The organism is Kordiimonas sp., assembly GCF_965216265.1.
Lineage (GTDB): Bacteria > Pseudomonadota > Alphaproteobacteria > Sphingomonadales > Kordiimonadaceae > Kordiimonas.
This window is the reverse complement of record NZ_OZ244153.1, coordinates 834,620-861,327: the sequence shown is the minus strand read 5'-3', so window position 1 is coordinate 861,327 and position 26,708 is coordinate 834,620. Positions and strand designations below refer to the sequence as shown.

The 26,708-nt window shown below is 53.1% G+C and carries 25 protein-coding genes; 15 read left to right on the top strand and 10 right to left on the bottom strand.

Annotation, left to right across the window (positions count from 1 at the left end; genetic code table 11):
* Positions 1-2: 2 nt before the first annotated feature.
* Genes ACOOGA_RS04015 through ACOOGA_RS03980 form a run of 8 tightly spaced genes read left to right on the top strand, consistent with a single transcriptional unit; the run spans position 3 to position 11,456 of the window.
* Positions 3-1,088, top strand: coding sequence for a hypothetical protein (locus ACOOGA_RS04015; RefSeq protein WP_417460424.1), 1,086 nt, complete (start codon positions 3-5; stop codon positions 1,086-1,088).
* Positions 1,088-2,734, top strand: coding sequence for an N-acyl-D-amino-acid deacylase family protein (locus ACOOGA_RS04010; RefSeq protein ID WP_417460423.1), 1,647 nt, complete (start codon positions 1,088-1,090; stop codon positions 2,732-2,734). Before ACOOGA_RS04015 ends, ACOOGA_RS04010 begins: the two co-directional genes overlap by 1 nt.
* A gap of 4 nt (positions 2,735-2,738) precedes the next feature.
* Positions 2,739-3,791, top strand: coding sequence for a DUF1611 domain-containing protein (locus ACOOGA_RS04005; RefSeq protein WP_417460422.1), 1,053 nt, complete (start codon positions 2,739-2,741; stop codon positions 3,789-3,791).
* On the top strand, positions 3,788-4,765 hold the full coding sequence (locus tag ACOOGA_RS04000; protein ID WP_417460421.1) for a dipeptide epimerase: 978 nt from the start codon (positions 3,788-3,790) through the stop codon (positions 4,763-4,765). Before ACOOGA_RS04005 ends, ACOOGA_RS04000 begins: the two co-directional genes overlap by 4 nt.
* A 55-nt stretch (positions 4,766-4,820) precedes the next feature.
* Positions 4,821-6,749, top strand: coding sequence for a serine hydrolase domain-containing protein (locus ACOOGA_RS03995; protein WP_417460420.1), 1,929 nt, complete (start codon positions 4,821-4,823; stop codon positions 6,747-6,749).
* 24 nt (positions 6,750-6,773) lie between these two features.
* Positions 6,774-7,946 (top strand): dipeptidase, encoded by a 1,173-nt coding sequence (locus ACOOGA_RS03990; protein ID WP_417460419.1) that lies wholly within the window; start codon positions 6,774-6,776, stop codon positions 7,944-7,946.
* A gap of 20 nt (positions 7,947-7,966) precedes the next feature.
* Positions 7,967-9,526 (top strand): alpha/beta hydrolase family protein, encoded by a 1,560-nt coding sequence (locus ACOOGA_RS03985; protein WP_417460418.1) that lies wholly within the window; start codon positions 7,967-7,969, stop codon positions 9,524-9,526.
* Positions 9,527-9,548: 22 nt separating this feature from the next.
* On the top strand, positions 9,549-11,456 hold the full coding sequence (locus ACOOGA_RS03980; protein ID WP_417460417.1) for a serine hydrolase domain-containing protein: 1,908 nt from the start codon (positions 9,549-9,551) through the stop codon (positions 11,454-11,456).
* A gap of 67 nt (positions 11,457-11,523) precedes the next feature.
* On the opposite strand, the gene ACOOGA_RS03975 is transcribed toward ACOOGA_RS03980, so the two are convergent.
* The 3 genes from ACOOGA_RS03975 to ACOOGA_RS03965 all read right to left on the bottom strand — a co-directional run bounded on the left by ACOOGA_RS03975 (position 11,524) and on the right by ACOOGA_RS03965 (position 13,741).
* Positions 11,524-12,156, bottom strand: coding sequence for a hypothetical protein (locus tag ACOOGA_RS03975; protein ID WP_420429502.1), 633 nt, complete (start codon positions 12,154-12,156; stop codon positions 11,524-11,526).
* A gap of 124 nt (positions 12,157-12,280) precedes the next feature.
* Positions 12,281-12,766: a hypothetical protein gene (locus tag ACOOGA_RS03970; protein ID WP_417460415.1), complete on the bottom strand. Its 486-nt coding sequence runs from the start codon at positions 12,764-12,766 to the stop codon at positions 12,281-12,283.
* 93 nt (positions 12,767-12,859) lie between these two features.
* Positions 12,860-13,741, bottom strand: coding sequence for an EamA family transporter (locus ACOOGA_RS03965; protein ID WP_417460414.1), 882 nt, complete (start codon positions 13,739-13,741; stop codon positions 12,860-12,862).
* Between the two features lie 50 nt (positions 13,742-13,791).
* Here ACOOGA_RS03965 and ACOOGA_RS03960 point away from each other — a divergent pair, with 50 nt between their 5' ends.
* Positions 13,792-14,349, top strand: coding sequence for a CGNR zinc finger domain-containing protein (locus ACOOGA_RS03960; RefSeq protein WP_417460413.1), 558 nt, complete (start codon positions 13,792-13,794; stop codon positions 14,347-14,349).
* Between the two features lie 215 nt (positions 14,350-14,564).
* Here ACOOGA_RS03960 and ACOOGA_RS03955 read toward each other — a convergent pair whose 3' ends face one another.
* Complete coding sequence (locus ACOOGA_RS03955) at positions 14,565-14,894, bottom strand: ArsR/SmtB family transcription factor (RefSeq protein ID WP_417460412.1); 330 nt, start codon at positions 14,892-14,894, stop codon at positions 14,565-14,567.
* Positions 14,895-15,018: 124 nt separating this feature from the next.
* Here ACOOGA_RS03955 and ACOOGA_RS03950 point away from each other — a divergent pair, with 124 nt between their 5' ends.
* The gene (locus tag ACOOGA_RS03950) at positions 15,019-15,462 is read left to right on the top strand and encodes a hypothetical protein (RefSeq protein ID WP_420429500.1); all 444 of its coding nucleotides are present in this window, start codon (positions 15,019-15,021) and stop codon (positions 15,460-15,462) included.
* Between the two features lie 23 nt (positions 15,463-15,485).
* Here the strand turns inward: ACOOGA_RS03950 and ACOOGA_RS03945 are convergent, their stop codons facing one another.
* The 3 genes from ACOOGA_RS03945 to ACOOGA_RS03935 form a co-directional block, all read right to left on the bottom strand.
* Positions 15,486-15,938 carry an SRPBCC family protein gene (locus ACOOGA_RS03945; protein WP_417460410.1) on the bottom strand — a complete coding sequence of 151 codons (453 nt, stop codon included), beginning with the start codon at positions 15,936-15,938 and terminating at the stop codon, positions 15,486-15,488.
* A gap of 119 nt (positions 15,939-16,057) precedes the next feature.
* Complete coding sequence (gene bla / locus ACOOGA_RS03940; RefSeq protein ID WP_417460409.1) at positions 16,058-16,768, bottom strand: subclass B1 metallo-beta-lactamase; 711 nt, start codon at positions 16,766-16,768, stop codon at positions 16,058-16,060.
* A gap of 60 nt (positions 16,769-16,828) precedes the next feature.
* Positions 16,829-17,182, bottom strand: coding sequence for a GFA family protein (locus tag ACOOGA_RS03935; RefSeq protein WP_417460408.1), 354 nt, complete (start codon positions 17,180-17,182; stop codon positions 16,829-16,831).
* 743 nt (positions 17,183-17,925) lie between these two features.
* Between ACOOGA_RS03935 and ACOOGA_RS03930 the strand changes: the two genes are divergently transcribed.
* The gene (locus ACOOGA_RS03930; RefSeq protein WP_420429498.1) at positions 17,926-18,516 is read left to right on the top strand and encodes an alpha/beta hydrolase; all 591 of its coding nucleotides are present in this window, start codon (positions 17,926-17,928) and stop codon (positions 18,514-18,516) included.
* 8 nt (positions 18,517-18,524) lie between these two features.
* Here ACOOGA_RS03930 and ACOOGA_RS03925 read toward each other — a convergent pair whose 3' ends face one another.
* Both ACOOGA_RS03925 and ACOOGA_RS03920 read right to left on the bottom strand, forming a co-directional pair.
* On the bottom strand, positions 18,525-18,998 hold the full coding sequence (locus tag ACOOGA_RS03925) for a MarR family winged helix-turn-helix transcriptional regulator (RefSeq protein ID WP_417460406.1): 474 nt from the start codon (positions 18,996-18,998) through the stop codon (positions 18,525-18,527).
* A 64-nt stretch (positions 18,999-19,062) separates the two neighbouring features.
* On the bottom strand, positions 19,063-20,301 hold the full coding sequence (locus tag ACOOGA_RS03920; protein ID WP_420429496.1) for a Zn-dependent hydrolase: 1,239 nt from the start codon (positions 20,299-20,301) through the stop codon (positions 19,063-19,065).
* A gap of 242 nt (positions 20,302-20,543) precedes the next feature.
* On the opposite strand from ACOOGA_RS03920, the gene ACOOGA_RS03915 reads away from it, so the two are divergent.
* From ACOOGA_RS03915 to asnB, 4 genes are all read left to right on the top strand, one after another.
* Entirely contained in the window at positions 20,544-20,912 is a 369-nt protein-coding gene (locus ACOOGA_RS03915; protein ID WP_420429494.1) for a hypothetical protein, read from the top strand.
* 3 nt (positions 20,913-20,915) lie between these two features.
* A complete protein-coding gene (locus ACOOGA_RS03910) occupies positions 20,916-22,361 on the top strand; it encodes a sodium:solute symporter family protein (protein WP_417460403.1) in 1,446 nt (481 codons plus the stop codon).
* A 109-nt stretch (positions 22,362-22,470) separates the two neighbouring features.
* On the top strand, positions 22,471-23,562 hold the full coding sequence (locus ACOOGA_RS03905; RefSeq protein WP_417460402.1) for an aspartate/ornithine carbamoyltransferase family protein: 1,092 nt from the start codon (positions 22,471-22,473) through the stop codon (positions 23,560-23,562).
* Positions 23,563-23,643: 81 nt separating this feature from the next.
* Positions 23,644-25,680: an asparagine synthase (glutamine-hydrolyzing) gene (asnB, locus tag ACOOGA_RS03900; RefSeq protein WP_417460401.1), complete on the top strand. Its 2,037-nt coding sequence runs from the start codon at positions 23,644-23,646 to the stop codon at positions 25,678-25,680.
* Positions 25,681-25,812: 132 nt separating this feature from the next.
* Here the strand turns inward: asnB and ACOOGA_RS03895 are convergent, their stop codons facing one another.
* Positions 25,813-26,697, bottom strand: coding sequence for a hypothetical protein (locus ACOOGA_RS03895; protein WP_420429492.1), 885 nt, complete (start codon positions 26,695-26,697; stop codon positions 25,813-25,815).
* Between the last annotated feature and the right edge of the window lie 11 nt (positions 26,698-26,708).

Genomic DNA, 26,708 nt, shown 5'->3' with positions numbered 1-26,708 from the left:
GTATGGAGTTTTTCCGTAAATATCTGCTGCCTGGTTTTGTGTTCCAAAGCGTCGTGATTGGCGGCGGGTATGCGACAGGACGTGAGCTCGTGGAGTTCTTCTTTTCAAGCGGACCCCTAGGTGGTGTGCTCGGGCTTCTCATATCCGGCCTTGTTTTTGGCCTTGTTCTGGCCGCTGGATTTGAGTTTGCCCGGGTCACCCAGGCGTATGACTACCGCCAGTTTTGCCAAGCACTTCTGGGGCGTGGGTGGGTGATATTTGAAGTGGCGTTTATTATACTTCTGCTTTTGATCCTTTCCGTCATCGGTTCTGCCGCTGGTGAACTAACGGCTGCCAGTTTTGGTTTACCGCCTGTTGTTGGAACCTTGGTGCTGATGGTACTGATTGCGTTGCTGACCTTCTCTGGCTCGGAAGCGATCAAGAAGGTTTTGGCCGGGTGGTCGTTTCTTCTCTACTTTGTATATGCAGCGCTCATGTTGCTCGCATTCTCCAAGTTTGGGGACGTGATATCCGGTGTGTATAGCGCGACTGCCGTCGGCGATGGTTGGGTGAAAAGCGGCATTCTCTATTCAGGTTATAACCTCGCTGTTTTGCCAGCTGTGTTGTTCGCGGTAAGGGGACAAAGCAGCAGGCGGGAAGCCGTTGGTTCGGGGCTGATGGCCGGTGGGATTGCAGTCGTTCCTGCGGTTCTCTTCTTTGTGGCCATGATGGCTCTATACCCTGAAATTGGTGCTGAGCCGGTGCCTGCAAGTGCGCTGATGATCGCACTGCAGATGCCGATCTTGAGCCTGCTGTTTCAGATTGTGGTGTTTGGTACCTTTGTGGAAACCGGTACGGCACTGCTGCACGCCGTGAACGAACGGCTCGATGCTCGCTTAGGCGAGGCCGGACGCGAAATGCCGCAGTTTGCCCGCCCGCTTGTAGCGGTGGCGATCCTGACAGTGGCGATTATTGCAGGTACTTACTTTGGTATCATTGACCTGATCGCCAGTGGTTATGGCATCCTGACGCTCGTCTTCATTGCTGTACTTGTTGTGCCGCTCCTCACCATCGGTGTGTGGCGCTCGTTCAAAGTGGGAGAAGCGTGATGTTGAAACGACTTATGAACCTTGTGGTGGTCTGTTGTTTCACCCTACCACTCTATGCGGCAGATGCAGAATATGACGTGGTTATTCGAAGTGGTCGTGTGCTGGACGGCGGAGGCAACCCATGGGTACCCGCGGATGTGGCGATTAAGGACGGCGTGATCGTAAAGGTTGGTGATGTTGCGGGCCATGGTGTGCGCGAGATTGATGCGACCGGCAAATATGTAAGCCCGGGCTGGATCGATATGATGGACCAGTCTGGCGAAGCGCTTCGCAAGGTTGGACTGGCGCCCAACAAAATCAACATGGGCGTCACGACGCTTATTGGCGGGGAGGGTGGCACACCCGTTGAAGCAAAAGAAATTGACGCCTACTTCAGTGAGCTGGAAACAAAAGGTATCTCTGTCAACTTCGGCACCTATTATAGCGCTACACAAGCGCGTGTGGCAGTGCTGGGTGACGGTAGCGATGATCCGACGCCAGCGCAGCTTGAGGAAATGAAAAAACTTGCGTCCATGGCGATGGACGCCGGCGCCATGGGCATCACAACAGCGCTCATTTATCCGCCATCAGCCTATCATAAAACAGAAAGCCTGATTGAACTCGCGCGTGTTGCTGGTGCAAGTGGCGGGCTGTATGCAAGCCATATTCGCGGTGAAAGTGCCGAATTTCTGGATGCAGTCAAGGAAGCGATCCGCATTGGAGAAGAAGGCGGTGCAGGTGTTGAGATTTTCCATCTGAAGGCAGCTTATTACCCCAATTGGGGTAAGGACATGAAAGCGGCGATTGAGCTGATTGACGCGGCACGTGCGCGTGGTGTGAATGTGGCGGCAGACCTATATCCTTATGTCGCTGGTGGCACAGGGCTTGAGGTCACAGCTCCCAACTGGGTGTATGCCGACGGTATTGAGAAGGCGCTTGAGCGTCTCCGGGACCCTGCTATTCGTTTGCAGCTCAAGGAAGAGATCAAGGCGGGACCGCGACCGGATTGGACCAACCTGGTTTATGTCTCCGGCGGTTGGAAAAATGTGGTGTTGGCCAACTCGCATCTTGAGGAGTATGCCCGTTTCCATAACAAGAATTTTCAGGAAATTGCTGCAGACCTGGGCCGCGACCCGGCTGATGTGGCGTGGGACATTATGCTGGCAGCATACCCGGAACGCCCGTTTGCGCTCTATTTTATGATGAGCGAAGACGATGTGCGCACCGCAATGAAAGCGCCTTGGACGAGTATTGGCAGCGATGCGGCCAGTGCACTCAAGGAAGGCGATTTCGACGCCCTCGGCCTGCCGCACCCTCGAAGCTATGGCACATTTCCACGCATCATTGCGCATTACGTGCGGGATGAGGGTGTGCTCAGCCTTGCAGACGCTATTCGCAAAATGACGTCTTGGCCTGCGGCTCGAATGGGGCTGAGCAATCGCGGCCTCATCAAGGAAGGTTTGCAGGCAGATATTACGATCTTTGATTTGGACAAAATCGACGACACAGCGTCGTGGGATAACCCGACGGCTAAACCTCTAGGTATTGATTATGTGCTCGTGAACGGTGGCATTGTTCTTGACGCCGGGCACCATACGGGTGCGACTCCAGGGAAGGTACTGCGTGGCCCCGGCTATAAGCAGGTAACCGCTGTAAATAAGGACTAGGTGTATGAAGACGATTGAGTTAAGGGCGCCCTATCTCATATTTTTGGGAAGCGAAACCAGGGTTACCTATGCCAAAACTGGCGCAGGTCTTGTTGAATGGCGGCGTGAGCTCTGCAAAGGGCAAATCTGCCTCCCTGGCGGTACTATTGATCTTGGGCTGCCCAAGCTGAGTATTCAGGAGGCCGTGGATGCTGGTATCCAGTCCTTGGTCATCGGCACAGCATCTGTAGGCGGAGGCATACCTGACGGTTGGCTGGAGTTGCTTGAAGAGGCGGTTCTCGCCGGGCTCGATATTGTCGCCGGTGTTCATTACCGTCTCAATGGCATTGAGCGCCTTCGTGTTGCGGCTTCGAAATCAGGCGCGCGCCTTGTGGACGTACGGGTGCCACCAGCAACCCTGCCTGTAGGCACAGGTCGCAAGCGCAGTGGAAAGCGTGTGCTGATGGTAGGTACCGACTGCGCCGTCGGAAAGAAATATACCGCCCTTCAGATGGAAAAGGACATGAAGCGATTGGGCATGAACGCGGATTTCCGTGCGTCTGGCCAGACCGGCATCATGATCGCCGGGCAGGGTATTCCGATCGACTCCGTCGTATCTGACTTTGTTTCTGGTGCGGCTGAGTTGCTGTCTCCTGACAATTCTGACGACCACTGGGATGTGATCGAAGGGCAGGGCGGCATTTTCCACCCCGGTTTTTCTGCGGTGAGCATGGGGCTGCTGATTGGGTCGCAGCCGGATGTCTTTGTTGTATGCCACGAAGCGGGCCGCACCCACGTTGAAGGGTGGGGTGATTTTGAATTGCCAAGCATCGAAGAGGTTATTGAGCGGACAGTCGCGATTGGTTCGCTTACCAACCGGGAGATCGAGTGCGTTGGTGTCAGTGTGAACACGTCCTGCCTCAAGGCAGGCGAGCGCGAAGCCTATTTGGCCGAACTTACGACCCGACTAGGCCTCCCTTGTGTCGACCCCCTCCAGGAAGGCACCGACAGCATCATTGCCCGTTTAAATGCTGTCATGGCTTCGCGCACCCCTAATTTGAAGAGTGTCTCAGCATGAAGATGAGTTTCGAGAAGGTATCCTTCCCCCTGAAGGCTCCTTTTGTGATTACCGGTTATACGTTCAATACGACTGATACGGTTCGCGTAACCCTTGAGGCTGATGGCGTTAAGGGGCACGGTGAGGGTGTCGGTGTTTATTATTTGAACGATACTGCCGACGTGATGTTGGAGCAACTGGCTGAGATAGCACCCAGGGTTGAGGCAGGGCTTGCTCACGACCAAGTGCAACAAATGCTACCTCCTGGCGGCGCCAGAAACGCACTTGATTGCGCGCTCTGGGATCTGGAATCCAAGCGATCCGGCATCAGCGTATGGGAAAGTCTCAAGATGACACCCAAAACGCTAAAAACCGTTTGCACGGTGGGGATCGGTTCAGCCGAACTAATGGCCGAAACCGCAGCTAGCTACGCCAAGTACCCTCATCTCAAGATCAAGCTGGATGGTGATAATCCGATCGCTAAGCTTGAGGCCATTCGCGAAAAGCGCCCGGATGCAACCCTCATCATTGACGTTAACCAGGGTTGGACGTTTGAAGAGCTGAAAGAATATGCTCCAGCTTGCGAGAAGTTAGGCATTGCCATGATCGAACAGCCGCTGAAACGCGGCGGGGATGCAGCCCTTGAGGGCTACAAGTCACCTGTGCCGCTTGGCGGTGACGAAAGTTGCCTTGACGCCAGTGAATATGAGATTGCCGCAAGTCGTTATGACGTCATTAACATTAAGCTGGATAAATGCGGCGGGCTTACGGCGGGGCTTTTGCTCGCCAACCTCGCGCTGCGTGACGGCAAGGCACTGATGGTCGGGAACATGACGGGCTCGTCGCTTTCCATGGCACCTGCCTATGTTATCGGCCAGTTCTGTCATTTTGTTGATATCGACGGCCCGCTCCTGTTGGCGGACGACGTGGACAATGGCTTGTTTTACGGCACCGGCGGGATCGTGGAGGTCCCGAACCGTGCGCTTTGGGGATAACGGTGAACAAACGGGGTGAGGCGAATATCTTACCAAAATCGTGGGAGTGAGGAAAATGATACGGAAAACACTGGCGCTTTTTACAGCGCTTCTGATGAGTTTTAGCCTTCCTGTTTATGCACAGGATGAAACATCCAGCGTTGCGGCAGATGCAGCAGATATAACTGCCGCGCCTGCAGAAGCATTTGAGGGTCTGGAAAGCTTTATTGACGGTATGGTGGAAAGCCATCGGAAGACACTCGAAATCTCCGGCGTAACGGTTTCTATCGTGAAGGACGGCCAGCTTATTTTAGCCAAGGGCTACGGTATGCAGGACATCGACAAGGGTATTCCAGTCGATCCTGAAACATCCCTTTTCCGTATTGGTTCAACATCAAAGCTCTTTACCTGGACATCGGTGATGCAACAGGTGGAGCGAGGCAACATTGATCTCGACGCAGATGTGAACACCTACCTTAAAACCTTCCAGATTCCGGCAACCTATGACAAGCCCATCACGATGCGGCATATCCTCACCCACACAGCGGGTTTTGAGGAAGGCGCTCTCGGGTATCTGATTAACTATGACATCAACAATATAACCCAGTTGCGGGACGCGATGTCGACCTATATTCCTGCACGCATTAATCCTCCGGGCAAATATTCGTCCTACTCCAACTACGCTACAGCCCTTGCGGGTCTTATCGTTGCGAACGTTTCTGGCCTTCCATTCAATGAGTATGTTGAACAGAACATCTACGAACCGCTGGGCATGACACAGTCAACCTTCGCGGAGCCGCTGCCGGAGCGTCTGGCTGGTGGACAGACGATGGGTTACCTGCGCGAAGCAGGTATACAAACGGCGCAACCCTATGAGCTAATCACAGGGTTTGGCCCCGCTGGCGCGATGGCATCTTCCGCCACGGATATGGCGAAATTTATGCTGGCCCACCTCAACGCGGGCGAATTGAACGGCAATCGCATACTTAAGGCCGAAACGGCTGAGCAAATGCATTCGGTAATATTCCAGGGTGATAAGCGCCTCGGGGGCATGGCGCACGGGTTCTATGAGGAATACATCAATGGCCACCGGCTTATTGGCCATGGTGGCGACACTTTCCAGTTCCACACCAATATGCTCATTGATGAGGCGGAGGAGCTTGGTATTTTTATCTCTTACGCCACACCGTCTGACACCAAGGGGCGTGATACGTTCATTGAGACCTTCTACGATCACTACTATCCGGAAGAGTTTGAGGCTATCACGCCGCCTGCGGACTTCGATGAACGTGCAGCTAAATATGCCGGCAGCTACAGGTTTTGGCGTCACAATGAAACCACAATAGAGAAAGCTATGGCCATCATGGGTGGTGGGCTTGAGGTTGCGCCATCCGGTAAGGGCACTCTCGTGTTTGCAGGTTTTGGTACGCCGCGACAGTATGTGGAAATTGGCGAGAACCTGTTTCGTCAGGTTGATGGCAAACACATGATCGCCTTTGGTGAAAATGAGAGCGGTGAGATTGCGGACCTCTATATCGAGGGCCTGCCCTTTATGAATGCGAGCCGCACGCCAGCTTTTGAAGGTAGTCTTTTCAAGATGTTGCTGCCGCTGGTTTGTTTTATCCTGTTTCTCACGGTTTTTGTGGGATGGCTGTATCGCCGCAAGGAATACAAGGCCATGGAAGCGGCTGAGCGTACAGCAATCCGCTTCTCTATGGCGATGGCCGGAGCGAACCTGCTGTTCGTCATTTTCCTCGGCCTGATCATATCCACCTACAAGATGGAATTGTTCCAGAATATTCCGTTTATCTTTGATCTCAACCTGATGCTTCCCATTGTTGCATCGCTCTTGACCATCGGTGTGCTGTATCACGCGGTTCAGGCGTGGCGGCAGGGTTACTGGCGTACAGGGCGGCGTATTCATTACACGCTCATCGCGCTCACGGCCCTTTATATGACCATCTACTACAATTATTGGAACATTCTGGGCTTCCAGCACTACTAGGCGACAAGGAAAGGAACAGAGGCAATGACACAGTCAAAATTTAATCGTCGATCCTTCCTGCGCGGGGTAGGCGTGGCTGGGGCCGCAGCGGTGGCCATGCCCATGATCAACATGGGCAGCTTCCAGGTGTTTGCAGGCGACGAGACCAAATACAGCGGGCGAGCCATTGATGTGGTGAATTCGGTGCAGGTGTTCGACATGCTGTCGATCCTCTCCCCTTTCAAACATATGATGACGTCTGCGTTCAGTAAAAACCCGATGCTTTCAGATGCGTTTGAATTGCAGCGGGACGAGCTTGATGTTCTCTTGGCTTCTGGCGTGGATGTTTTTCATCCAGCCGTCGGGCTAGGCGGTGACGAGGCTGCGGGTTTCATTGCCCGCATGAATGCTTATGCTGCTGAGTATCCCGAACACCTTCAACGCATTGACAGCCTTGAAGATATCAAGACTCTGAAAAAGGGTGAGCGTATCGGGTATATTTTGGGTATCCAGAACTCTGACCATTTCCGCAGCGTTGATGACGTAAACCAGTTCTATTACATGGGGCAGCGTATCAGCCAGTTGACGTATAATAGCCAGAACCTCATTGGCTCAGGTTCAACCGATAGGGTCGACGGCGGCATCAGCGACTTCGGTGCGGCCGTTGTCGCGCGCATGAACGAACTTGGCATGGCAGTGGACGTTTCCCACTGCGGTGACCAAACCACGCTGGATGCGTTTGAGCTATCAAAAAAACCGGTACTTATCACCCATTCCAACGTGCGAGCATTGGCGGAAGGCCATGTGCGTTGCAAGTCGGACGATGCTATCAAAGCAATGGGTAAAGCCGGCAGCGTGATGGGCATTACGGGGGTTAGAAACTTCCTCTCCGCCAAGGAACCAACCACTATCGAGACGCTTGTCGATCATGTCGATTATATCGCGAAACTGGTGGGTATTGAGCATGTGGGAGTAGGTTCGGACATGGATATGAACGGCTATGACGACATCCCTGAGCCCGCCTATAGCGCACTCAAGGCCGGGTATAAATCCAGCTACGGTTTCCGCGACAAGATTGATGCAGACGGTTTTGATCATCCAAAACGTATCTTCGATTTGGCAGAAAGCATGATTGCGCGCGGTTACACGGACGATCATATCCGGCTTGTGCTTGGTGATAACTTCAAGCGGGTGCTGGGCGACATCTGGGTCGCTTAAACATGAGGGCCGAGGGCGATATGACGGGACCATTTGAAATCTTGGTGTTTGGCATCCTGCTTGTCGCCCTTGTGCTTAGCTTTCTGCCAAAGAAACACTTCGCCCGCGCGGCCTTCATTGCTTCGGGTATTGCGTTTGCGGGTTTCGTTGCGGTTTCCACATTCGGTACACCACGTGGGCCGCTTGTGCCTGGCGCGCTTCTGGCACTTATTCTGGCTTTCGTGACTTTCTGCCGGCTTGAATACCCTAAACCAAACAATTGGCGGCGACGCAGTGTGTTTGGTGTCTATATAGCGCTCTCAAGCGCCTTGGCGGTTATTGCCATTATATTGCCGATCGGCTTTCCGGTTTTTGAGCCGCCTGCGCCGGCGGGGCCTTACGCAGTTGGCTATGCCCGGTCGGTTATCCCAGATGACAGCAGACTTGAAGCCGCGACGGAAGACGCAGGCGATCACCGCGAACTGCCGGTTCAAGTATGGTATCCGGCGAAGGTGCCTGAGGGTGAGGAAGCGCTGCCTTTCATTCCAGACAGCGAGCAAGCCGCACACCTGATGGGAGACAACCTTGGTCTGCCGCTTGGTTTTTTTGACTATCTTGAGGATATAAGAGGGTACAGCTATCAGAATGCGCTGGTTGCTGCGCATGGTAGCCGCTTCCCTGTATTGGTTTTCAGCCATGGTTTCGGTTCAATTGGCGCGCAAAACACCCTGCTGATGGAACATCTGGCAAGCTTTGGCTATGTGGTTTTCTCGCTTGAGCACCCCTATCAGGCGGCTTGGGTGCGCTTGGGTGACGAGCGCACGGCGACCTTTGATCCGAAGGGCTTCCGCGATGTGGAGATGACCGAGGGGGAGACCGAGGGTCTTATCGATACAATCGTGCAGATGGCTGATGCGGAAGACTACAATAGTTACCTTGGCTATGTTTCTGATCTTATCAACAATCAGGCGAGTTTTATTACCGGGCTCAGACTATGGACCGACGACACGGTGTTCTTTCTCGACCAGTTGCAGGCAGGGAAGATTCCGGAATTTTCTAGTCTTTATCGCTCCATGGATATGGACAGACTTGGCATTTTTGGCATGTCTTACGGAGGTGCTGCAGCAGGCATGGTGTGCCTGACCGATACACGATGTAAAGCGGGCATTAATATGGACGGCTTGCAGTTCGGCGAACACGATATGACATTTCCGATCAGCCGTCCCTTCATGATCATGAATTCAGATGCAAACCTATTCAAAGACCCGGATGCCCGCCACGGGCCAGCTAAATTCAAGACGAATGATTTTGTATATCGACAGGCAGTGGGGCCAATTTACAGCCTAACCGTTGGTGGTGCACACCACATGAACTACAGCGATTTTGCCCATCTGATGCCATTAGCCAAACAGTTTGGAATGTTTGGACCGGTGTCTTCGGATGCCATGAACCGCATCATGAACGACTATGTGAAGGGTTTCTTTGATCGCCACCTTAAAGGTGAGGCCGCGCCGATCCTTGACGGCGCGTCCTTAGAACACCCTGATGTACTGGAATTCGTCCACCGGAACGTGGATGAGGGGACACTTGTCAGCGAGTGACAACTGAAGGAGGGAGATAATAATGTTTAGGAATAGGGGACAATGGGGCTTGGGTAGGCTGGCGGCAACGCTGGGGCTTTCCATGCTTCTGGGGCTTGGAGCCCAGGCGGGTACACCAGACCTTGATGACGAAGAAGAGGTTGAGGCTTTTGTCGACGGGGTTGTTAAGCCTTTGATGCAGAAGGAGCATAGCCCGTCTGGCATTGTTGCCGTGATGAAGGATGACAAAATCATCTTCCAGAAGGGTTATGGCTATATCGACGTTGAAAAACGCATCCCGGTGGATGCCGAAACCAGCATGTTCCGCCCGGGCTCAATTTCGAAACTGTTTACATGGGTGTCTGTTATGCAGCTTGCCGAACAGGGCAAACTGGATATCGACACGGACGTGAACGAATATGTCACTCAGTTCAAGATCGAAGATACTTTCCCTGGCAAGCCGATTACACTCAGGCACATCCTGACCCATACACCGGGTTTTGAAGACGGCGCGCTCGGATATCTGATCATCAACGATGTTGACCGGATCATGCCCCTCGCAGAGGCGCTGGAGAAGTACCAGCCTGAGCGTGTGGTGGAGCCGGGCACACGTGTTGCCTACTCTAACTGGGCAACGGCCCTGGCGGGCCTGATCGTGGCCAATGTATCAGGCGAAGATTTCAACACCTATGTTGATAACCATATCTTCAAGCCGTTGGGCATGACCCATTCCACTTTTAGGGAGCCGCTTCCCGCGGAGCTGGAGCCTTTTATGGCGAAGGCCTATACCTATGGAGCTGGCAAATACAAGGAAACACCGTACGAGATCATTACCAATTTTGGCCCGGCTGGTGCGGCTGCGGTATCGGCGCCTGACATGGCGAAGTTTGCTCGTGCTCTTCTGAACGGCGGCGAGTATGACGGTGTGCGCATCCTCAAAGAGGAGACGCTCAATCAGATGCTTAATGAGGGCTTTTCCCATGACCCACGCGCGCGTGGTACCGGGCTTGGTTTCCTGAAGCGTGATTTTGGCGGGCCCGAGTTCGAGAATTTCGGTCATGACGGTGGCACTACCATCTTTATCTCACATTTCGGACTTTCAATCCCGAATGATTTTATGCTGTTCTCTAGCTTCTCCGGCCCAGGTGCGGGGCCTGTGCATCAGGCGTTTGTGGAAAACTTCTATGACGAGTTTTTCCCGCAAGATCTTCCTTATATTGAACCGTCGGCTGATTTCCAGTCACGCGGCCAGAAATATGCCGGTACTTATGTATCTTCTCGCAACAGCCACACCAAAGTGGAAAGCATCCTGCGTGGTCTCGGTAGTGTGAATGTGGCGGTGATGCCGGACAACACGCTGATGATTGGCGAAACACGCTACGTTGAAGTGGGCGACAATGTCTTCCGTCAAGTGGATGATAACGATCAGGTGATCTTCCAGGAAAACGAAGCAGGTGAAATCACCGGTTATGTGCTCGACGGTATGGGTGTGATGCAGTTCTACCCAGCCAAATTTTATGAAACCAAGGGCTACATCAGCACGGTGCTTGGTCTTTCGCTTCTGGTCTTTGTCGGGGTGTTTGTGCGCCTTGCTTTGCAGTGGGCACGTTTCCGCGCTTGTGAGGGGCAGGCCAAGAATGCCTACCGCGCGACCCTTGTGGTGGCGGGTGCGAACATACTCTTCTTTGTCTTTATCGGCATTACGCTGATGGGCGGTATGCAGCAGTTGTTCTACTCAATACCCGGCACACTCAAGTTCGCTTTTGTGTTCCCCATCGTGGCACTTCTGGCGACGCTCTATCACCTCTACACAACATTCCTTGTGTGGCGGGATGGTCTTTTTGAAGGGGTTTGGCCGCGTATACGCCACTCCCTTGTGGCGTTTTTTGCCGTGCTAATGATCGCTTTCTACCACACGTGGAATTTGATCGGCTTCAACTATTTCGCCTAGATTCTGCGGCGTATAAAATATGGGAAAGGGGTGCCGTGAAGTACGGTGCCCCTTTCTTCTTTCTGGACTATTTCTTGAAATATTCTTCGGCTTCCGGGTATTCGTCGGAGAGGAAAATGAACCACTCTACAAGCTGTTGCTGTTGTGCATATTGCCGCGTTTTTTTCTTGTTCCAGCGATATGCCATGCCGAGTTGGTCCTTAAGAAGAGCAATGTCGTCGTCGTTTAGGTGATCATATAAAATGATACCCATATGCACGCGTTGAATGAGAATGAAGGGCTCGAACCGTGCAGTGGCTATTGAGAGGCGCCAAGCCTCTACCGCGTTAGGATAGAAGCTCTCGCCAAGTATTATATTCGCAGATGTCACTCGGGCCCATGAAAAGGTGTTAAGGGGTGCCATGTCGAGTCCGGTTTTGGCAGTTTCGATCGACTTCTTGGCAAAATATTCACGCTTTTCAGTCGTGGTGGCACGTCGTGCACGCACAAGGTAGGAGGCAGCCAAATCACTGTAGGCGTCAGGAAGCTCCACAAATTCCAGGGCCTGCAGGCGCGATTTCTCGAGTATATCCAAATCCTCATCGCTTACCGTCTCACCTCGTGAGACACGTTCATGGATTGGCGTACCGGGCACAAGCATCAGTTCATGCAGAAAGCGTGGTACGCCAACGACAAGGAGCGTGATGCTTGAAACAAGCATGAATGCGGGCAAAAAATATTGCTTAATCTTTTCCATAACCGTCCCGGGCATCCTTAGTCATCACTTGGTTTCGCTGGAATTTAGTGGGGCGATCAGCAGAAGGCAACAACGCTTTCGGTAAACCCTAGGGAGATACATCGGTCGGGTCTGCAATTTTTGTCTGAATATCGACGTTGGAAGGCGCAGAGATCACGATCTTGAAGCGTGCGTCCGTGTGCCAGAAATCACCTCGCCCGCCGGTAGGTGGCAGGCATTCCTTGTGCAACCACAGCGGCAGTTTGACGGCGTAGTGATCTTTAATCTTTAGGTTGGGGCCGTCATGCTCCAGTGTCAGGTTCGCGGACCAGGCTTGTTTGCTGCCCTTGACGGTAGCAGTAACCATGATCTCAGGTCCCGAGGTCCCTAAAACCTCAACCCCGCCGCGTATGATATCGATATGAATTGTTTCAACAGTAGCAGGGTCAGCGGACCACGACCAGGACCGGACAGGATTGCCAGCCTGAACAGTAGCTCCGAGCAATGCTGCTGCCAGTAGAGCTATGGCACTAAGCGCAATCCAGTTCTGCGGTTTAAAGCTGCCGTCAAATCGTGCGGGTTGATATGTTTTCACTGTGCTCTCCATCCTTGTGCTGGGGCAAGGGAGGGATGGAGAGAAGTGGTGGCACTCTGCTTCTTGCGCTTGAATTAATTTCAGCGGATTACGCTACTCCGCGGGCTTGAGAGCGGTAGGGTTTCGCCCGCTCATCTGGTTAATTGCCAGCCCCGTGATCACTAACGCTGCAGCGAGCAGCCTCAGAGGGCCAAATTCCTCCCCCAGCAAGAGTGCAGAAAAAGTCATGCCAAAAATGGGTACGAGAAGAGAGTAGGGCGCTACCTTGCCTGCGCCGTATAGGTTAATCAGCTTTCCCCATACAGCAAAACCAAAAATGGTTGCTACAAAGGCGATATAGACCGTGGCCCCTACGCCCTCAAGCCGAAGGTTCAGGAAAGCTGCGGTGATTGCCTCCTGTCCTTCAAACATGAACGAAAGGGCAAAGAGCGGGATAGGAGGTATCACACTCACCCAAACCAACAGGCTCAACATGTCGACAGGCCCGGCCTTCTTCATAATGAGGTTGGAGCAGGCCCAAGCGAGCGCCGCCGCTATCGCAAGCGCGAAGCCGAGGGCTGACAGGTCCCCTCCAACGGTTGATGCCACCAGTGCGATACCCAAGAAAGCCACAAACATGCCTGCCAGTTGCCCGCCCGTGGGACGTTCGCCCAACAGCAGCGCGGCGAGAATGATGGTGAAGAAGGCTTGTGTCTGTAATACCAGTGATGCGAGGCCCGCTGACAAGCCCGTATCCATGCCAATGAACAGAAGCGAGAACTTCACAACACCCAGCATGCCGCCGATTCCTAAGATGATGCTCCACGGCACATCTGGTTTGCGGACAAAAAAGATAAGCGGCACAGCTGCGAGTGTAAACCGGAGTGCCGAGAACAGGAGCGGCGGAAAATCACCGATGCCGATGTGGATGACGACAAAGTTAAACCCCCATGCTGCTGCGACGAGGGTTGCCAGCAAGGTATGGCGAAGAGGCATGCTTCTGCTCCTGATTGACTTGTGACGTAACTACTATTAAAGGTTACATCATGACAAGAAGAAATTTTGAGACCTGCAGTGGTGCCTCGAGCCTTGACCTCGTTGATACGGTTGCTGACCGATTTGGTCAGGCAGCGGATCTGCTTGCCACTCCATCAGACCTCGATCGTTGGTTTGGGGTGGTGTTTGGGAGGCTCGGTATTCAGGTCACATCTACAGGGAGCGACCTCAGGAGCGCGCGTGAGCTCAGGGAAGCTATTTATAGAAGCGCGAAGGCCGTTATGTCTGACACAGCGCCTGCGCCAGCGGATGTGCGGCTGATTAACCAGCTCGCACAGTTGCCGAAACCCGTGCCGCAGCTCAAAGGCGGCGCAGTGGCCTATGAAGCTGATGCGCCAGCCAGAGCAATGTTTGCCTTGTTGGCGGCAGATGCGATCATCCTTCTCTCCCGCGATAACGCAGCCCGCTTGCGCAGTTGCCCAGAGTGTCAGATGATTTTTTTTGACAATTCCCGACCGGGGCGGCGGATATGGTGCTCGAGCGCAAAAGGCTGTGGCAACAGGGCGAAGGTACGGCGACACCGGGCGCGGAAGGCTGAGGCTAATTGAGTTCACATGCCTAACCTCTGAACTCTCGCAGACAGATGGGAATGGGGTGCAGCCATACGGAGTGACGCCAGCTAATGGTGACCTCGGGTTCGCGCGATCAGTGTCCCGATCTGTCTTGTTCTGTCGAGGTCTGCCAGCCCCTCGGATGATTGGTCAGCCGAAACAACGGTAGTTTTCCTGACTCTATCACGAGCCACAGGGTTATAGCGTTTTGCCTATTTTTCTTTTGGGCTCAAAAGACTGTCGAGCTCGCTAAGGCGCGACGACCACAGGGTTCGTTGCTCGTCAATCCACGCCGCCGCCTCATCTAGCGGTTCTGGCGCAAGGGAGAGTACATGTTCGCGCCCATTCTTCTGCCGCTGTACAAGCTTGGCTCGTTCAAGGATGCGGATGTGTTTCGATACTGAATTCAGCGATATATCAAAGGGCGCGGCAATCTCCGTCACGCGTGCTTCACTTTGCAGTAGCCGCCTGAGGATTGACCGTCGGGTAGGGTCCGCTAATGCGATTAGTGTTTGATCCAGTGTTGACTCTTTAACAATCATCTATAAATTCACCCATATGGATTAATATAACATAAAGCCCTCAGAGGCGCAACTAATAAACGTTGGATTAATGCGCCGCTTGCGGTGGGTCATCCATTTATACAGGGAGGAAATGATAATGCGAATGTTAACGGCAATTGTTGTGGGGTGGCTGATAGCAGGAACACTGGACATCATTTATGCGATCACCGCACACGGGGTGCGGGGAGTGCCCCCGATCCGGATATGGCAGTCCGTCGCAAGTGGTGTGCAGGGGACGGATGCTTATTCGGGCGGGATGGCGTCTGCCATCCTTGGGGGTGGTTTGCACTATTTCATCATGCTGATTATGGCGGGTGTTTATGTGATTGCGGGCCAGGTTTTTCCTATCCTGACGTCAAAGCCCGTTGTTTCCGGCTTGGCTTACGGCGTGGTGCTGATGGCTGTGATGAACTATGTGGTGGTGCCTTTGTCGGCGGCAGTTCCGGGGAAGGTTCCTGAGGGGTGGTATTTTGTCGGCGCTTTGTTTGCGCACACTTGCCTTGTTGGCTTGCCTATTGCCTGGGCCGCAGCAAAGTTCTCCAAATAACGGTAGCGCGGGGCAGGTGGGAACTAGTTGATCATCTTGGACAAGACACTGAATTCTGCCTGCCAGCGTTCTTCGACAAAGCGGATAAAATCTTCCGCGCAGTCGCCCAGTTCATGGGTCAGGTTTAACTCGCAGCCTGTTTGGGTTTTCTCCAGTGTAACCGAGACCAGTGTTTTCTTATGGTCGCGAGCCGAAATCCAGCTGAAAACCAGCTGGTTGGGGCGGCTCACGTCATAATAGGTGCCATAATACTCGCAGGTTTGTTCGCCCTGCCGGACGACGAAGCGAAAAGAGCCGCCTTTTTGTGCGTCCAGCGTGAGGCTGATCACCTCTTCCTGCCGGATATCCGGATGAAACATCCAACGAGCAAGTACATCAGCATCAAGCCATGCATCAAACACGGTTTCCGGCGAAACAGAGAACTCGTGGCGCACGTGAGCGGTCGCAGACTTTTGTGCTTTGAAACTCGCTGTCACTAACGTGGTCTCCTAAATAACTTGAGCTCAGAGCTAAGCGAAGCCGCGACCCGTCGTCAAGATATTGATGGTTCCGCTGCTCAAATGTCGCTCCCGGACGGCAGTTTGGCTAACTTTCGTTAGTCGACCATCGTACTCATCAACAGTGTATGGGTGTGAGACAGGAGCTCGGTGCCACCAATGTCCCCATGCCCGGGCACTACAATCTGAGCACCAGCGTATTTTTTTGTAAGCATGGCAATAACGACCTGCCATGAGGCAAGATCACCATCGGCAGTATAGCCCATGGTTGTCGCATCCATGGCTCTTATAGGGCAGCCGCCGACGAGTATCTTCTCGTTATCCAGCCATACCATGATGTTATCGGCCGCATGTGCAGGGCCGGGGTATATAACAGTGAGATTGCCGACCTTCATGGACGAGCCTGCGATGGCGATTTCGTCAAGGCTGTTCTCCGGCACAGGCTGGCCGTTCTTTTCTACTAACAGCCGGGTCATGGGGTGCGCGAATACCTGTATGCCAGCGTTCTGCATAAGAGCGACGCCCGCCACACGGTCATCATGATGATGAGTGACGATCACTCGGGTGACAGGAAGAGCTATCTCGCTATCGATCTTTTGCAGCAGAGTTGCTGTGGATTCCTCGCCCCAGGCTGTATCGATCAGGGTGAGGGCATCGCCCTCTCTCACGATCAGCCCGTTAGATGGGTACCGGACGCCATTTGGGAAGGTGTGGTAGGAAGTATGGACCCAAACCTCCTTTGCAATCTCCTTGATCTCAACCTTATTGGTGTCGTCACTTAATGTATCCGCGGCTACGAGTCCGCTCATGACACATACAAAAAATAGTCCGCGCAGGACCGCCACACACACTGATTTCATGCTGCTCACCTAGAAGTCTTTGCCGTTGACCTGGTTAACGGGAAGGCTGTCCACGTCAATATTCTCAACGCATCGTATATTGATAGCGCGCACAGCACTTCCGTCCGGCATTTTACCTTCGGCAAAGCTGTTTACACCACACGTTGAGCAGAAGAGGTGATGAATGGTTTTTGAGCCGAACTGGTAGTCTGTGAGATTGTCCGCGCCACTTTTCAGTGAGAACTGGTCTGCTGGAACAAAGGTAAGCAGATGTCCTCGTTTGGCGCACAGTGAACAATTACAGGCCATGACATCGTTGATTTCACCGGTAAACTGATATTGCACGGCGCCGCAATGGCATCCGCCCTTGTATGTTTTCTGCACGCAGTATCCCCTTGATTTTGTTGATTGGAGGCATCATGCAGGCAAAATGAGGCTGAGCAAGGGCCAAAATAACGCCTCACAATGTGTTGATTGAACTTTGTACACAAACGGCCTCATAGGTCGTTTGTAGCTTTCCGATATACTGTTTGGCAGTTTTGAATCGCTATTGATATTTTCAGTTTTGACATTATTGCAATCGTTTGCATTAATGAGCCATCGAGAAATTGTATTGGGCTGGAGCGGCGGATGTCAGAGAAAAAATGGAAGAAAACTTGTCTGGGTGCTGTTCTGCTGATCGGGATTCATGCGGTTGTGGTTGGTGCGAATGACAGGGCGGCCGTGATAACAGAAGCCGGTACTGTCTCCATTCCTCGCTTTAGTCTTCCCATGTCGTCATATGCCAGTGACGCCGCAGGGCCCATGCTGCGCGGTATCCTGACCGGCCCGCAAATGGGGATAACGGAAAAAATCGCAAACCTCAGGGCTCATTATGATGCCATCAATACGGCGCGGGCTGAGCGCATGAAAGATATGTACCCCGTCACAATTGAGCAAGACCAAATAGCTGGTGTTCGTATCCAAACTGTTGAGCCTGCGGGCGGGCCTGCGCGCGAGCATCAGGGTAAGGTGCTTATAAACCTCCATGGTGGGGCCTTCATGTGGGGCGCTGGCAGTGGCGAGCTGGTTGAAGCGATCCCGATTGCAGCACAATCAGGGATGCGGTTATCACTGTTGATTACAGAATGGCGCCCGAACATGTCTATCCTGCGGCATCGGAAGACGTGTTTGCTGTCTATAATGCGCTGTTGGCGGATTATGAACCGAAAAACATCGGCATTTACGGTTGTTCAGCGGGTGGTATTCTCACCGCTCAAGTGACGGCCTGGATTATTGAACACGGTGCCCGCACGCCGGGTGCGATTGGTACCTTCTGTGGCACAGGCGTTGACTATGCTGGCGATAGCAGCCAACTCGACCCTGTGTTTAATGGAGGAACGCCAGTTTCAGAGGGTGGCACAGCACTCACCATGACCCGTATTCCCTATTTTTCGAAAGGCTCGGAGGGCAGCAAGGGAGTAGCGCCAGGGGAATTTCCTGATCTCCTGGAAAAATTCCCACCAACGCTTCTACTTGCCGGTAGCCGTGACTTTGCAGCAAGTTCCCTCACGGTGATGCACAGGCGGTTGGCAGCTGTTGGCGTGCCGTCACAGCTCTATTTATTTGACGGGCTGTGGCACGCGTTTTTCATGGATGCGGAACTCTCTGAATCGCAGGAAGCCTATCGGCTTATTGCAAGCTTCTTTACCGAAAACCTAGGTAAATCCGAACGCTAAAAGCGGTGTCAGGATTTCTCGATTTCACCGATATCCAAAATGGGCGAGGCGTCGAGATCCTCTGCGTCCATCATGGTGGAAATGCGTTGCAGCGCGCTCACGAGCATCGTGCGCTCCCATTCTTCAAGCTGCCTGTATTGGCGCAAGAAACCCGCTTGCAGTAGCTCTGGTGCTTCTTCAAGCCGCTTTTGCCCCTCTGTCGTCAGGCATGCATAAACAATACGTTTATCGGTCTCACTGCGTTCGCGGCGAACAAGGTCTGCCTTTTCCAGCCTGTCGAGGATTGAGGTGATTGTGGCTTGGCTAAGCGCGACCGTGCGCGCCACCGAGCTTGGGGAGACTTTGCCATCTCGCCTGAGTGCCTGCATTACCACAAGCTGGGGCGCTGTTAGCCCGGACATTTTAACAAGGCGTTTTGACTGAAGGTCAATCGCGCGCATGATGCGGCGAATTGAGATCAGGATATCGTCATAATCGTTCATTGCTTGCTGACCTAGAGGTGGCTGGTCAGTTTGCATTAACGGTAAAACCATGGGGTGGCAATCCTTAAGACTTGTCTGTTGCCAGCTCAACAACACAGTCGAGCAGCAAATTGGTGCCTTGTTCAATGTCTCCCCAGTGCGTGAGCTCATCAGGAGCGTGGCTTACGCCGCCCACACTGGGCACAAAAATGAGGCCGGTTTTGGTGATGTTGCTGAAGAACTGAACATCATGACCGGCGCCGGAAGGCATGCGCATATAGCTATAGCCACGGTCGATCGTTTTCTGCTCTATCAGGTCTACAACTTCCTTGTCGCAATACTGCGGTTCCAGCCAGCTCATTTGGTCATATTCAAACATCAGCCGGTGCCGCCGCGCGATGGTCGACAACACCCTGCGGCAGGCATTTGCCAGGCCCTTCATGATTTCAGGGTCGAGATCACGCCCAACAATGGTGAAGTCAACTTCGCCGGGCACTGTATGCGGAAAGCCCGGTTTGAGCGCCACATGCCCAATGGTAATGCGAGACTTATCCGTGCCTTCCTCGTCAATAATGCGTTGAATTTGGTGCGCGAAGTCGGCAAGCCCTAAAAAAGCGTCTGAGCGCATATTCATAGGCGCAGTGCCTGCGTGGTCAGCTTTACCAATCAGGCGCACGATCCATTTGAAGACGCCGGAGATGCCCTCAACAACGCCGATGGATTTTTTCTCTACCTCCAGTACGGGGCCCTGTTCGACGTGAATTTCAAGGAAGGCTTTCAGACTTTCAGGCGCTCGTCTGGCGTGCAGGACATCATGGTGGTTAAGGCCATGTTTTGCCATCGCGTCCTTCAGCATAATACCATTTTCGTCTTTGGCTTTTTCAAGCCAGTCAAGCGTGACACTGCCGGTTAGTGCCTGCGCCCCGAGCATGCCGCCGAAGCGGCCTTCCTCTTCGCTTGTGCCGACAATCTCAACCGGATAATCGAGCTTGATGCTATTCTCCTTGATAGTGCGAACACATTCAACACCAGCGATCACGCCGAGCGTGCCGTCATAAATCCCACCAGCGGGGACAGAATCAAGGTGTGAGCCGATCATCACCGCAGGACGGTCCATTTCTCCGTATCGGCCGATGACATTACCGGCGCCATCCATGCGCGCGCTCATGCCCTCTTGCTCGAGTAGGTTGATTAGCCATTTCCGCGCCGCCATGTCAGCATCGGTGAAGCCTTGCCGATACACACCCTTATCTTCTTCGTTAAATCCGAACTTCGAAAGTTCAAAAAGATCGTGTTCAATTCGTTTTATTGACACATTGACCATGTAGTGTTCCTTTGCTTTCGGCTCCTCGCGCATGGACCATAACGCGAAGGTGTGGTGAAGAACAAATGATTTGAATTCAAAATAATATTACAGTAAGTTGCCCATCGGCCGAGGCAGTGATTTGACAAAAATATAGGAAAAGGGTCGGGATAATCCGCGCTACAGCCCCATACCATTTAGTTTTAGCCGTAATAATATTATCATTTTTCGGAACGCATCGCCCTGCATCCGCCGATGATCTTGTGCTTGCAGATAACGGGTTGTCTGCGGGTTATGCCACACTTGCGTGGCCAGGTGCCGCCGGCAGTTCATTTGTGCTGGAACAAAAGACAAGCGACGGCTGGCGTGAGGTCTATAAGGGCGCAGACCGTGCTTCTACCTTAAGCGGTTTAGCTGACGGCACATATCTATTTCGCCTAAAGGTTGAAAATGTGCCAGCTCCTCAGTTGCTTGAAATCACAGTGGAGCATCATCCGCTTGCCCGTGCGTGGACATTTTTTGCAATCGGTGCGGTCATGTTTGTTGTGCTCATAGGCCTGCTCATGAAGGGGCAAGGGCATGAGTACCGCCATTCTTTAGATAAGATATCCTCAGACAACGTGGAGCAATGATCCATGATGAACGCTGATGCAGTTCTGCCAGCTGAAATAGCCTGGCTGATAATCGGTCTCTTTTCCCTATTGTGGGTTTGGCTAGGATGGCGGCTGGGCCGTAACAACGATAGCCTGGAAGACTACATGCTCGCGGGCCGTAAGGTTGGTATGGGCTTTGCCGTCGCGACCGCGATGGCGACGTGGGTCACAAGCAATACCACGATGACAGCACCACAATTGGCTTACCAACTGGGCATCTGGGGTATGGTTGGCTATTCCCTTGGTGCCGTTGGCCTCATGTTGTTTGCACCACTTGCGCGGCGTATCCGCGAAATGATGCCGGAAGGATACACAAGCGGTGATTTTATTCGTTTGCGATACGGCAAGACGGCTTGGCGCATATTCCTGCTGATTTCCTTCTTCTACAGCATCGGCTGGCTAATCAGCCTCGGCATGGCTGGTGGGCTTCTTATTAATGCACTCGCTGGTATCCCTTATGCTTACGGCATGACGGTGATTGTGGTGATCTGCACGCTCTATACGGTTTTTGGCGGCTTGAAGGCTGTGATCGGGACCGACTTCGTGCAAACTATCCTTATCCTCGTTGGTGTTGTTGCACTTGCGGTGTTGGTAATTGGCGAGGTTGGCTTTGAAGCAATCCATACGGAACTGAAAGCTGAGCGGCCCGAGCTTCTGAATCTATTGCTGCCTGCGTCTATTATGTTCCTGTTCAACAACCTGTTTTTTGGTGTCGGCGAGATATTCCACTCCAACGTCTGGTGGTCTCGCGCTTTTGCTTTTGCGCCAGGGGTCGGTTTTCGGGCTTACGCGCTTGCGGGTGTTTTTTGGTTGCCAATACCCATTGTGGCTGGGCTGATTGCATTAGCGGCCCCCGCGCTTGGCATTAACGTGCCGTCACCGGACATGGTGGCGCCATTGGTGGCGGGCAAGCTCTTTGGTCTTGCTGGTGCCATTCTTGTGTTTGTGGTGGTTTTCGCGGCACTTGCGTCAAGCCTGGACAGCGTGCTTGCCGCAACCTCTGACCTGATTGTCAAAGACATTTACAAAGGTCATATCCGCCCGAATGCCAGCAATGCCGAACTTAGAAAGGCGGCGGTTGCCATCATTCTGGGCCTTGGTGCCCTGACGTGGGCCATGAGCCTGCCGAAGCTTGCGACACTGGGTTCGCTCTTGCATTTCACCGGCGCGTTTGTTGCCAGCACAATCTGGCCGATTACGGTAGGGCTGCTGTTCAAGCGAGGCGGCGGTATGCTTGCCAGTCTGGCAATGGTGCTGGGTACGTTGAGTGGCCTTTATGCCTATTTTTCTATTGGATTTTACGTCGCAGCTCTTGTGTCCGCGGCGGTGTCGATGCTCGTGATGCTCTTTGCATTCATGAGTAAGTCCGAATTTGAGTGGGCCCGCCTCGGCGAGGCTCGCTCTACTACAAATGGAGAACTTCCATGATTTCCGTCGAAGGGCTTGAAGCCCTCGTGGTGCCGGCGCTCATCCTGACCTGCGTAGCACCTGTTGTTCTGATTTACCTTGTATGGCGTGATGTGAAGGAGAAAACGTTATGGTAGGCGCAGAAAAAGCAATCTTTGATGGCGCAGCGACGTTTGAGCCCGCACGCCCTGACGTGTATGGTGACGCACACCCGAAAGACCTCTTGCGGGCCGTAACGGAAGAGCATGAATTTTTGCAGGCGCTCTCCAATAGCCATATCGCGAGCGCTGCACAGTTTGAGCGACCGCTGCTGATGCAGCTGTTTCGTCTCGCGGCCAAGTTCGAGGCAAACCCAGAACGGTTTTCAGTGCCGATCAAACCGCTTGCGGGTAAACTGTTGATCAGTGCTTTCTATGAACCTTCCACTCGCACACGGTTGAGTTTTGAAAGCGCCTGGCACCGGTTGGGTGGGGATATCATGTCGATTACCGACCGCTCCACCACTGGTATCGCGAAGGGCGAGAGCCTTTCGGATGTGGCGGAGATGTTCAACAACTACGGCGACTGTGTGGTACTTCGTGACAGCCGTGAAGAGTCGGTCATGGAAATGATGGATACACTTCGTATTCCTATCATTAACGCGGGGAATGGGACTGATGAACACCCGACCCAGGCACTTGCTGACCTTTATACCATCATGAAGTGGAAACCGGCCCTGATGGTCGAGGAGCCGACTGAGAAAATCAGAATCGGCATTGTGGGTGTGCCAAGACGCATGCGTACGGTGCGCAGTTTCCTGACCTTGCTGGCGCGCTTCGCGCCGATGGTTGAGGAAGTGGTGGTTATTCACGATGGCAGCGACGAGGAACTTTACGGGCCGGGTCAGCGTGATGGGCTTATGCGGGAAGGGCTCAATATTCGTGAAAGCATGACGCTTAACGATGAGCTGCCAGAGCTAGACGTTGTTTATATCAATGCGATTGCCTGGGTCGAAGATAGCTTCGAGGTCATGGGTAAGACGCTCAAATTGGATGCGAACTCACCGCTCAAACCTTCAGCCATTGTGCTGCACCCTCTGGCGCGCGGTGAAGAGTTGTGTCGGTCGCTCGATAGCACACCTCACAACTGGTATTTCGCTCAGGCACGTGGGGCCGTGTTCATGCGTATGGCGCTTCTAACCTGCATGGTTCAGCGCACCGAGATGGTGATGGATATCGTCTAAGAATTGCGGATAGGCGCCGATTTGAATACCCGAGACATTCAGCGCCACCCACCCCTAATCAAGTAGAAAGCAGAGAGTAATATGTGCGGCATAGCAGGAATTTTTTATCGCGAACGCAACCGTCCCGTTAACCCTCAATTGTTGGCCAATATGGCTGCGATCCAACATCACAGAGGCCCTGACGGATTTGGGGTAGAGGTGGTGGATGGCGAAGGTGTGGGTTTTTCACACGCCCGCCTCTCGATCATTGATCTGGATGAAGACCGTGCGCGTCAGCCTTTTCGCAGTGCCGATGGAAAACTACTGCTTGCCCATAACGGCGAGTTCTATGACTACCAACGTATTCGTACTGATCTCACCAGTAGGGGAGATCGGTTTCGGACAAAAAGCGATAGCGAGATTATCCTGCACCTGATGCCACGCTTTGGCATGCAGGAAACGCTTCGTCGGCTACGGGGTGAATTTGCGTTTGCTTTGTATGATGCGGAAGAAGACGCGCTTCATCTCGTGCGGGACAGGTTTGGTGTCAAGCCGCTCTATTATTATGCGCACGATGAAGGTGTGGTGTTTGGTTCTGAAATCAAGGTGGTTATGGCACATCCTGATGTGCCGCGCCGTTTCAATAATGAAGGACTTCTGCACCAGTTGATGCAGGTGATGGTGCCTGGGACCACGGCTTATGAAGGCATTAATCAGGTTAAGCCCGGCCATGTGGTGACCTTCCGCAGACAGGGGCTTGGCTATCAGATAGAAGATCGTCCCTACTGGGATTTCGAGTTCCCAGAGGCGGACTTTCACAAGGGCGAAAAAGACGAAGCCGAAAGTATTGAGGCGGTCCGCGAAGGACTTACGGAGGCAGTGCGCCTGCGCTTGATGGCAGACGTGCCTGTCGGCTGTTACCTTTCTGGCGGTGTTGATAGTTGTTCGATCCTGGGGCTTTCAGCCGCCATGCGGCAGGGACCGGTAAAAGCCTTTACGATCGGTTTTGCCGACGCGGCATACGATGAAACGCCGATCGCGCAGGAAATGGCTGCTGCGACCGGGGCTGATCAGGACATTCTGCGCCTCGACGGCAACCAGCTTTACGGGCATTTCGAGAAAACCGTCTGGCACGCTGAGCGCACCATCTATAACACACTGGCTGTTGCGAAATACCTGATGAGCCAACATGTGCGAGATGCTGGCTATAAAGTTGTGGTGACGGGTGAGGGGTCCGATGAACTGTTCGCAGGGTACCCGTCTTTCCGGCGTGATCTGTTCCTCCACGGCCTTGAAGATATGGATGCAGCAGAGCGGCAGCGCTGGGAAGCGATGCTGGGTGAAAGCAATAAGCTTGTAAAAGGGGCCATGTTGTCAGCTGAAGTGCATGACGATATGTACCTGACCGACCGTATTGGGTTTACCCCCAGTTGCCTGCAACCATGGCTCTCATGTGAGGATACAGCGCGTACGATCATCAATCAGGACCGTAAGGCCCTGCTTGAAAACTACAAGCCAGGCCTTGCAATTGCTGAGAAGTTAGACCGGACCAAGCTCGACGGTAGGCATCCGCTGGACCGCGCACAATATGTTTGGTCTAAAACCATGCTTGAAGGACAGATTTTGACTTGGGGCGGTGACCGCGTAGACATGGCTAATTCCATGGAAGCGCGCCCAGCATTCCTTGATCACCACCTTGCGGAGACGGCCGTTAAAATACCGCCGCTGCACCGGATCAAGGACCGGAAAGAGAAATATGTGCTGAAAGAGGCCATGAAGGGGCTGCTGCCGAAAACGCTGTACGAGCGTGAGAAGTTTGCGTTCATGGCACCACCGGCAACCACCAACAAAGATAAATGGTCATCAATGATGGAGCTCGCGCAGGAGTTTCTTGGTGATAAGGCTATCCTAGATAGTGGCCTTCTTGATCGGTTCGGCGTGCAGCAACTGATTGTTGAAGCCCAAAGCGATGATACATTGAGGGCGCGCAAGGTACAGCTGGATGCCATGATCAACCACATGCTTGGGGTTCAGGTACTGCATAAGAACTTCATTGCCACAGATATCCCGGCACTGGCCGCGCAGCGTGCTGAGGACCTGGGGTGGACAGTAAAGGCTGGGGTTAGAACGGCGATTTGACCGGGGCTCTATACCAAAAAAAGCAGCGGGCGTTTCTGGGACACCCGCTGCAGCATATGACTAAGTCAGTGCGCTCTTTATTTGAAGCTTAGGGAAAGGTGCATTTGACCTCACTGCCACATGCCAAGTTTCCTAGCTCACTGGATTTGAAGCATCATCCTTGTAGACCTCAAAGTCCATTTTCTTGACATCCTCTGTGCGTATAGTGAGCCCGATGCCAAAAATAATGCAGAGCTGCATGTAAAAGCTCGCGAGCACCGGGTCGAACGTCTCAAGAGCGTATTGGTCGGCGGCCTGAGTGGCCATCATGAAAATGCTGACCCCAATGCTGGAAAGCACCAGCCCCTTCACGGTCGCTTCGATTTGCTTATTGCGATCCGCCGAGCCCTTGTATGGATCGAGCCTTTTGCCTCTGATAAAGAAGGTTATAATCGCCATATAGGCAATGTTCATGCCGGTGATAAGGCACGAGGCCGCTATGACTTGGCCAGGATTGCCCGCGCCAAAATCATTCCCGATCAGGAAAAATGCCAGCCAGAGAAAATACAGAATGACTGCGCTTACCACGTAGCCAGGGGCTATATAGTCGAACAGACGCCGAGGGCTCAGATCAGCCTTGCGAGTGTTGGCGCTATAGGTGGCACGCATGTGTTTATATTGCCGCATTTCTGATACGGACATGACGATGAGCGGTATGACCTGCATCATAAAGTAGATCATCACAAATATTTCGTCGCCACCCTTCGGCGAAGGCCGATAGCCATTAGCCAACATCGCTACGAGGACCCCTGCGCCGATAAGGGCAACGCAGGTGTTATAGACTTTGTATATGCCCAGTTTGAAACGCGTCACTTCAGGCGTGTTTTGGCCTGACGGGTAGAGCTTTGGATACTCGGCTGGTGGGAAGTTGGTCAGTACATAATTTATGCGTGCTGCCAGTTTACGGGGATAGTGGATCGAGATCAGATAAATCTGGCTCAGGAAGACGGTGTAAAAAACTATCAGTGTTGCTGTCATTGACTCGGGCA

Bases quoted from the DNA above. Each gene is read 5' to 3' on its own strand.
- ACOOGA_RS03930 (WP_420429498.1), top strand. From the start codon at position 17,926: ATGGCGCCCGAACATGTCTATCCTGCGGCATCGGAAGACGTGTTTGCT.
- ACOOGA_RS03905 (WP_417460402.1), top strand. From the start codon at position 22,471: ATGGTAGGCGCAGAAAAAGCAATCTTTGATGGCGCAGCGACGTTTGAG.
- ACOOGA_RS03985 (WP_417460418.1), top strand. From the start codon at position 7,967: ATGACGGGACCATTTGAAATCTTGGTGTTTGGCATCCTGCTTGTCGCC.
- ACOOGA_RS03965 (WP_417460414.1), bottom strand. From the start codon at position 13,741: ATGCCTCTTCGCCATACCTTGCTGGCAACCCTCGTCGCAGCAGCATGG.
- ACOOGA_RS04005 (WP_417460422.1), top strand. From the start codon at position 2,739: ATGAAGACGATTGAGTTAAGGGCGCCCTATCTCATATTTTTGGGAAGC.
- ACOOGA_RS03955 (WP_417460412.1), bottom strand. From the start codon at position 14,894: ATGATTGTTAAAGAGTCAACACTGGATCAAACACTAATCGCATTAGCG.
- ACOOGA_RS03920 (WP_420429496.1), bottom strand. From the start codon at position 20,301: ATGGTCAATGTGTCAATAAAACGAATTGAACACGATCTTTTTGAACTT.
- ACOOGA_RS03995 (WP_417460420.1), top strand. From the start codon at position 4,821: ATGATACGGAAAACACTGGCGCTTTTTACAGCGCTTCTGATGAGTTTT.
- ACOOGA_RS04015 (WP_417460424.1), top strand. From the start codon at position 3: ATGGAGTTTTTCCGTAAATATCTGCTGCCTGGTTTTGTGTTCCAAAGC.
- ACOOGA_RS03925 (WP_417460406.1), bottom strand. From the start codon at position 18,998: ATGAACGATTATGACGATATCCTGATCTCAATTCGCCGCATCATGCGC.
- ACOOGA_RS03980 (WP_417460417.1), top strand. From the start codon at position 9,549: ATGTTTAGGAATAGGGGACAATGGGGCTTGGGTAGGCTGGCGGCAACG.
- asnB (WP_417460401.1), top strand. From the start codon at position 23,644: ATGTGCGGCATAGCAGGAATTTTTTATCGCGAACGCAACCGTCCCGTT.
- ACOOGA_RS03990 (WP_417460419.1), top strand. From the start codon at position 6,774: ATGACACAGTCAAAATTTAATCGTCGATCCTTCCTGCGCGGGGTAGGC.
- bla (WP_417460409.1), bottom strand. From the start codon at position 16,768: ATGAGCGGACTCGTAGCCGCGGATACATTAAGTGACGACACCAATAAG.
- ACOOGA_RS03910 (WP_417460403.1), top strand. From the start codon at position 20,916: ATGATGAACGCTGATGCAGTTCTGCCAGCTGAAATAGCCTGGCTGATA.
- ACOOGA_RS03975 (WP_420429502.1), bottom strand. From the start codon at position 12,156: ATGCTTGTTTCAAGCATCACGCTCCTTGTCGTTGGCGTACCACGCTTT.
- ACOOGA_RS04000 (WP_417460421.1), top strand. From the start codon at position 3,788: ATGAAGATGAGTTTCGAGAAGGTATCCTTCCCCCTGAAGGCTCCTTTT.
- ACOOGA_RS03895 (WP_420429492.1), bottom strand. From the start codon at position 26,697: ATGACAGCAACACTGATAGTTTTTTACACCGTCTTCCTGAGCCAGATT.
- ACOOGA_RS04010 (WP_417460423.1), top strand. From the start codon at position 1,088: ATGTTGAAACGACTTATGAACCTTGTGGTGGTCTGTTGTTTCACCCTA.
- ACOOGA_RS03950 (WP_420429500.1), top strand. From the start codon at position 15,019: ATGTTAACGGCAATTGTTGTGGGGTGGCTGATAGCAGGAACACTGGAC.
- ACOOGA_RS03960 (WP_417460413.1), top strand. From the start codon at position 13,792: ATGACAAGAAGAAATTTTGAGACCTGCAGTGGTGCCTCGAGCCTTGAC.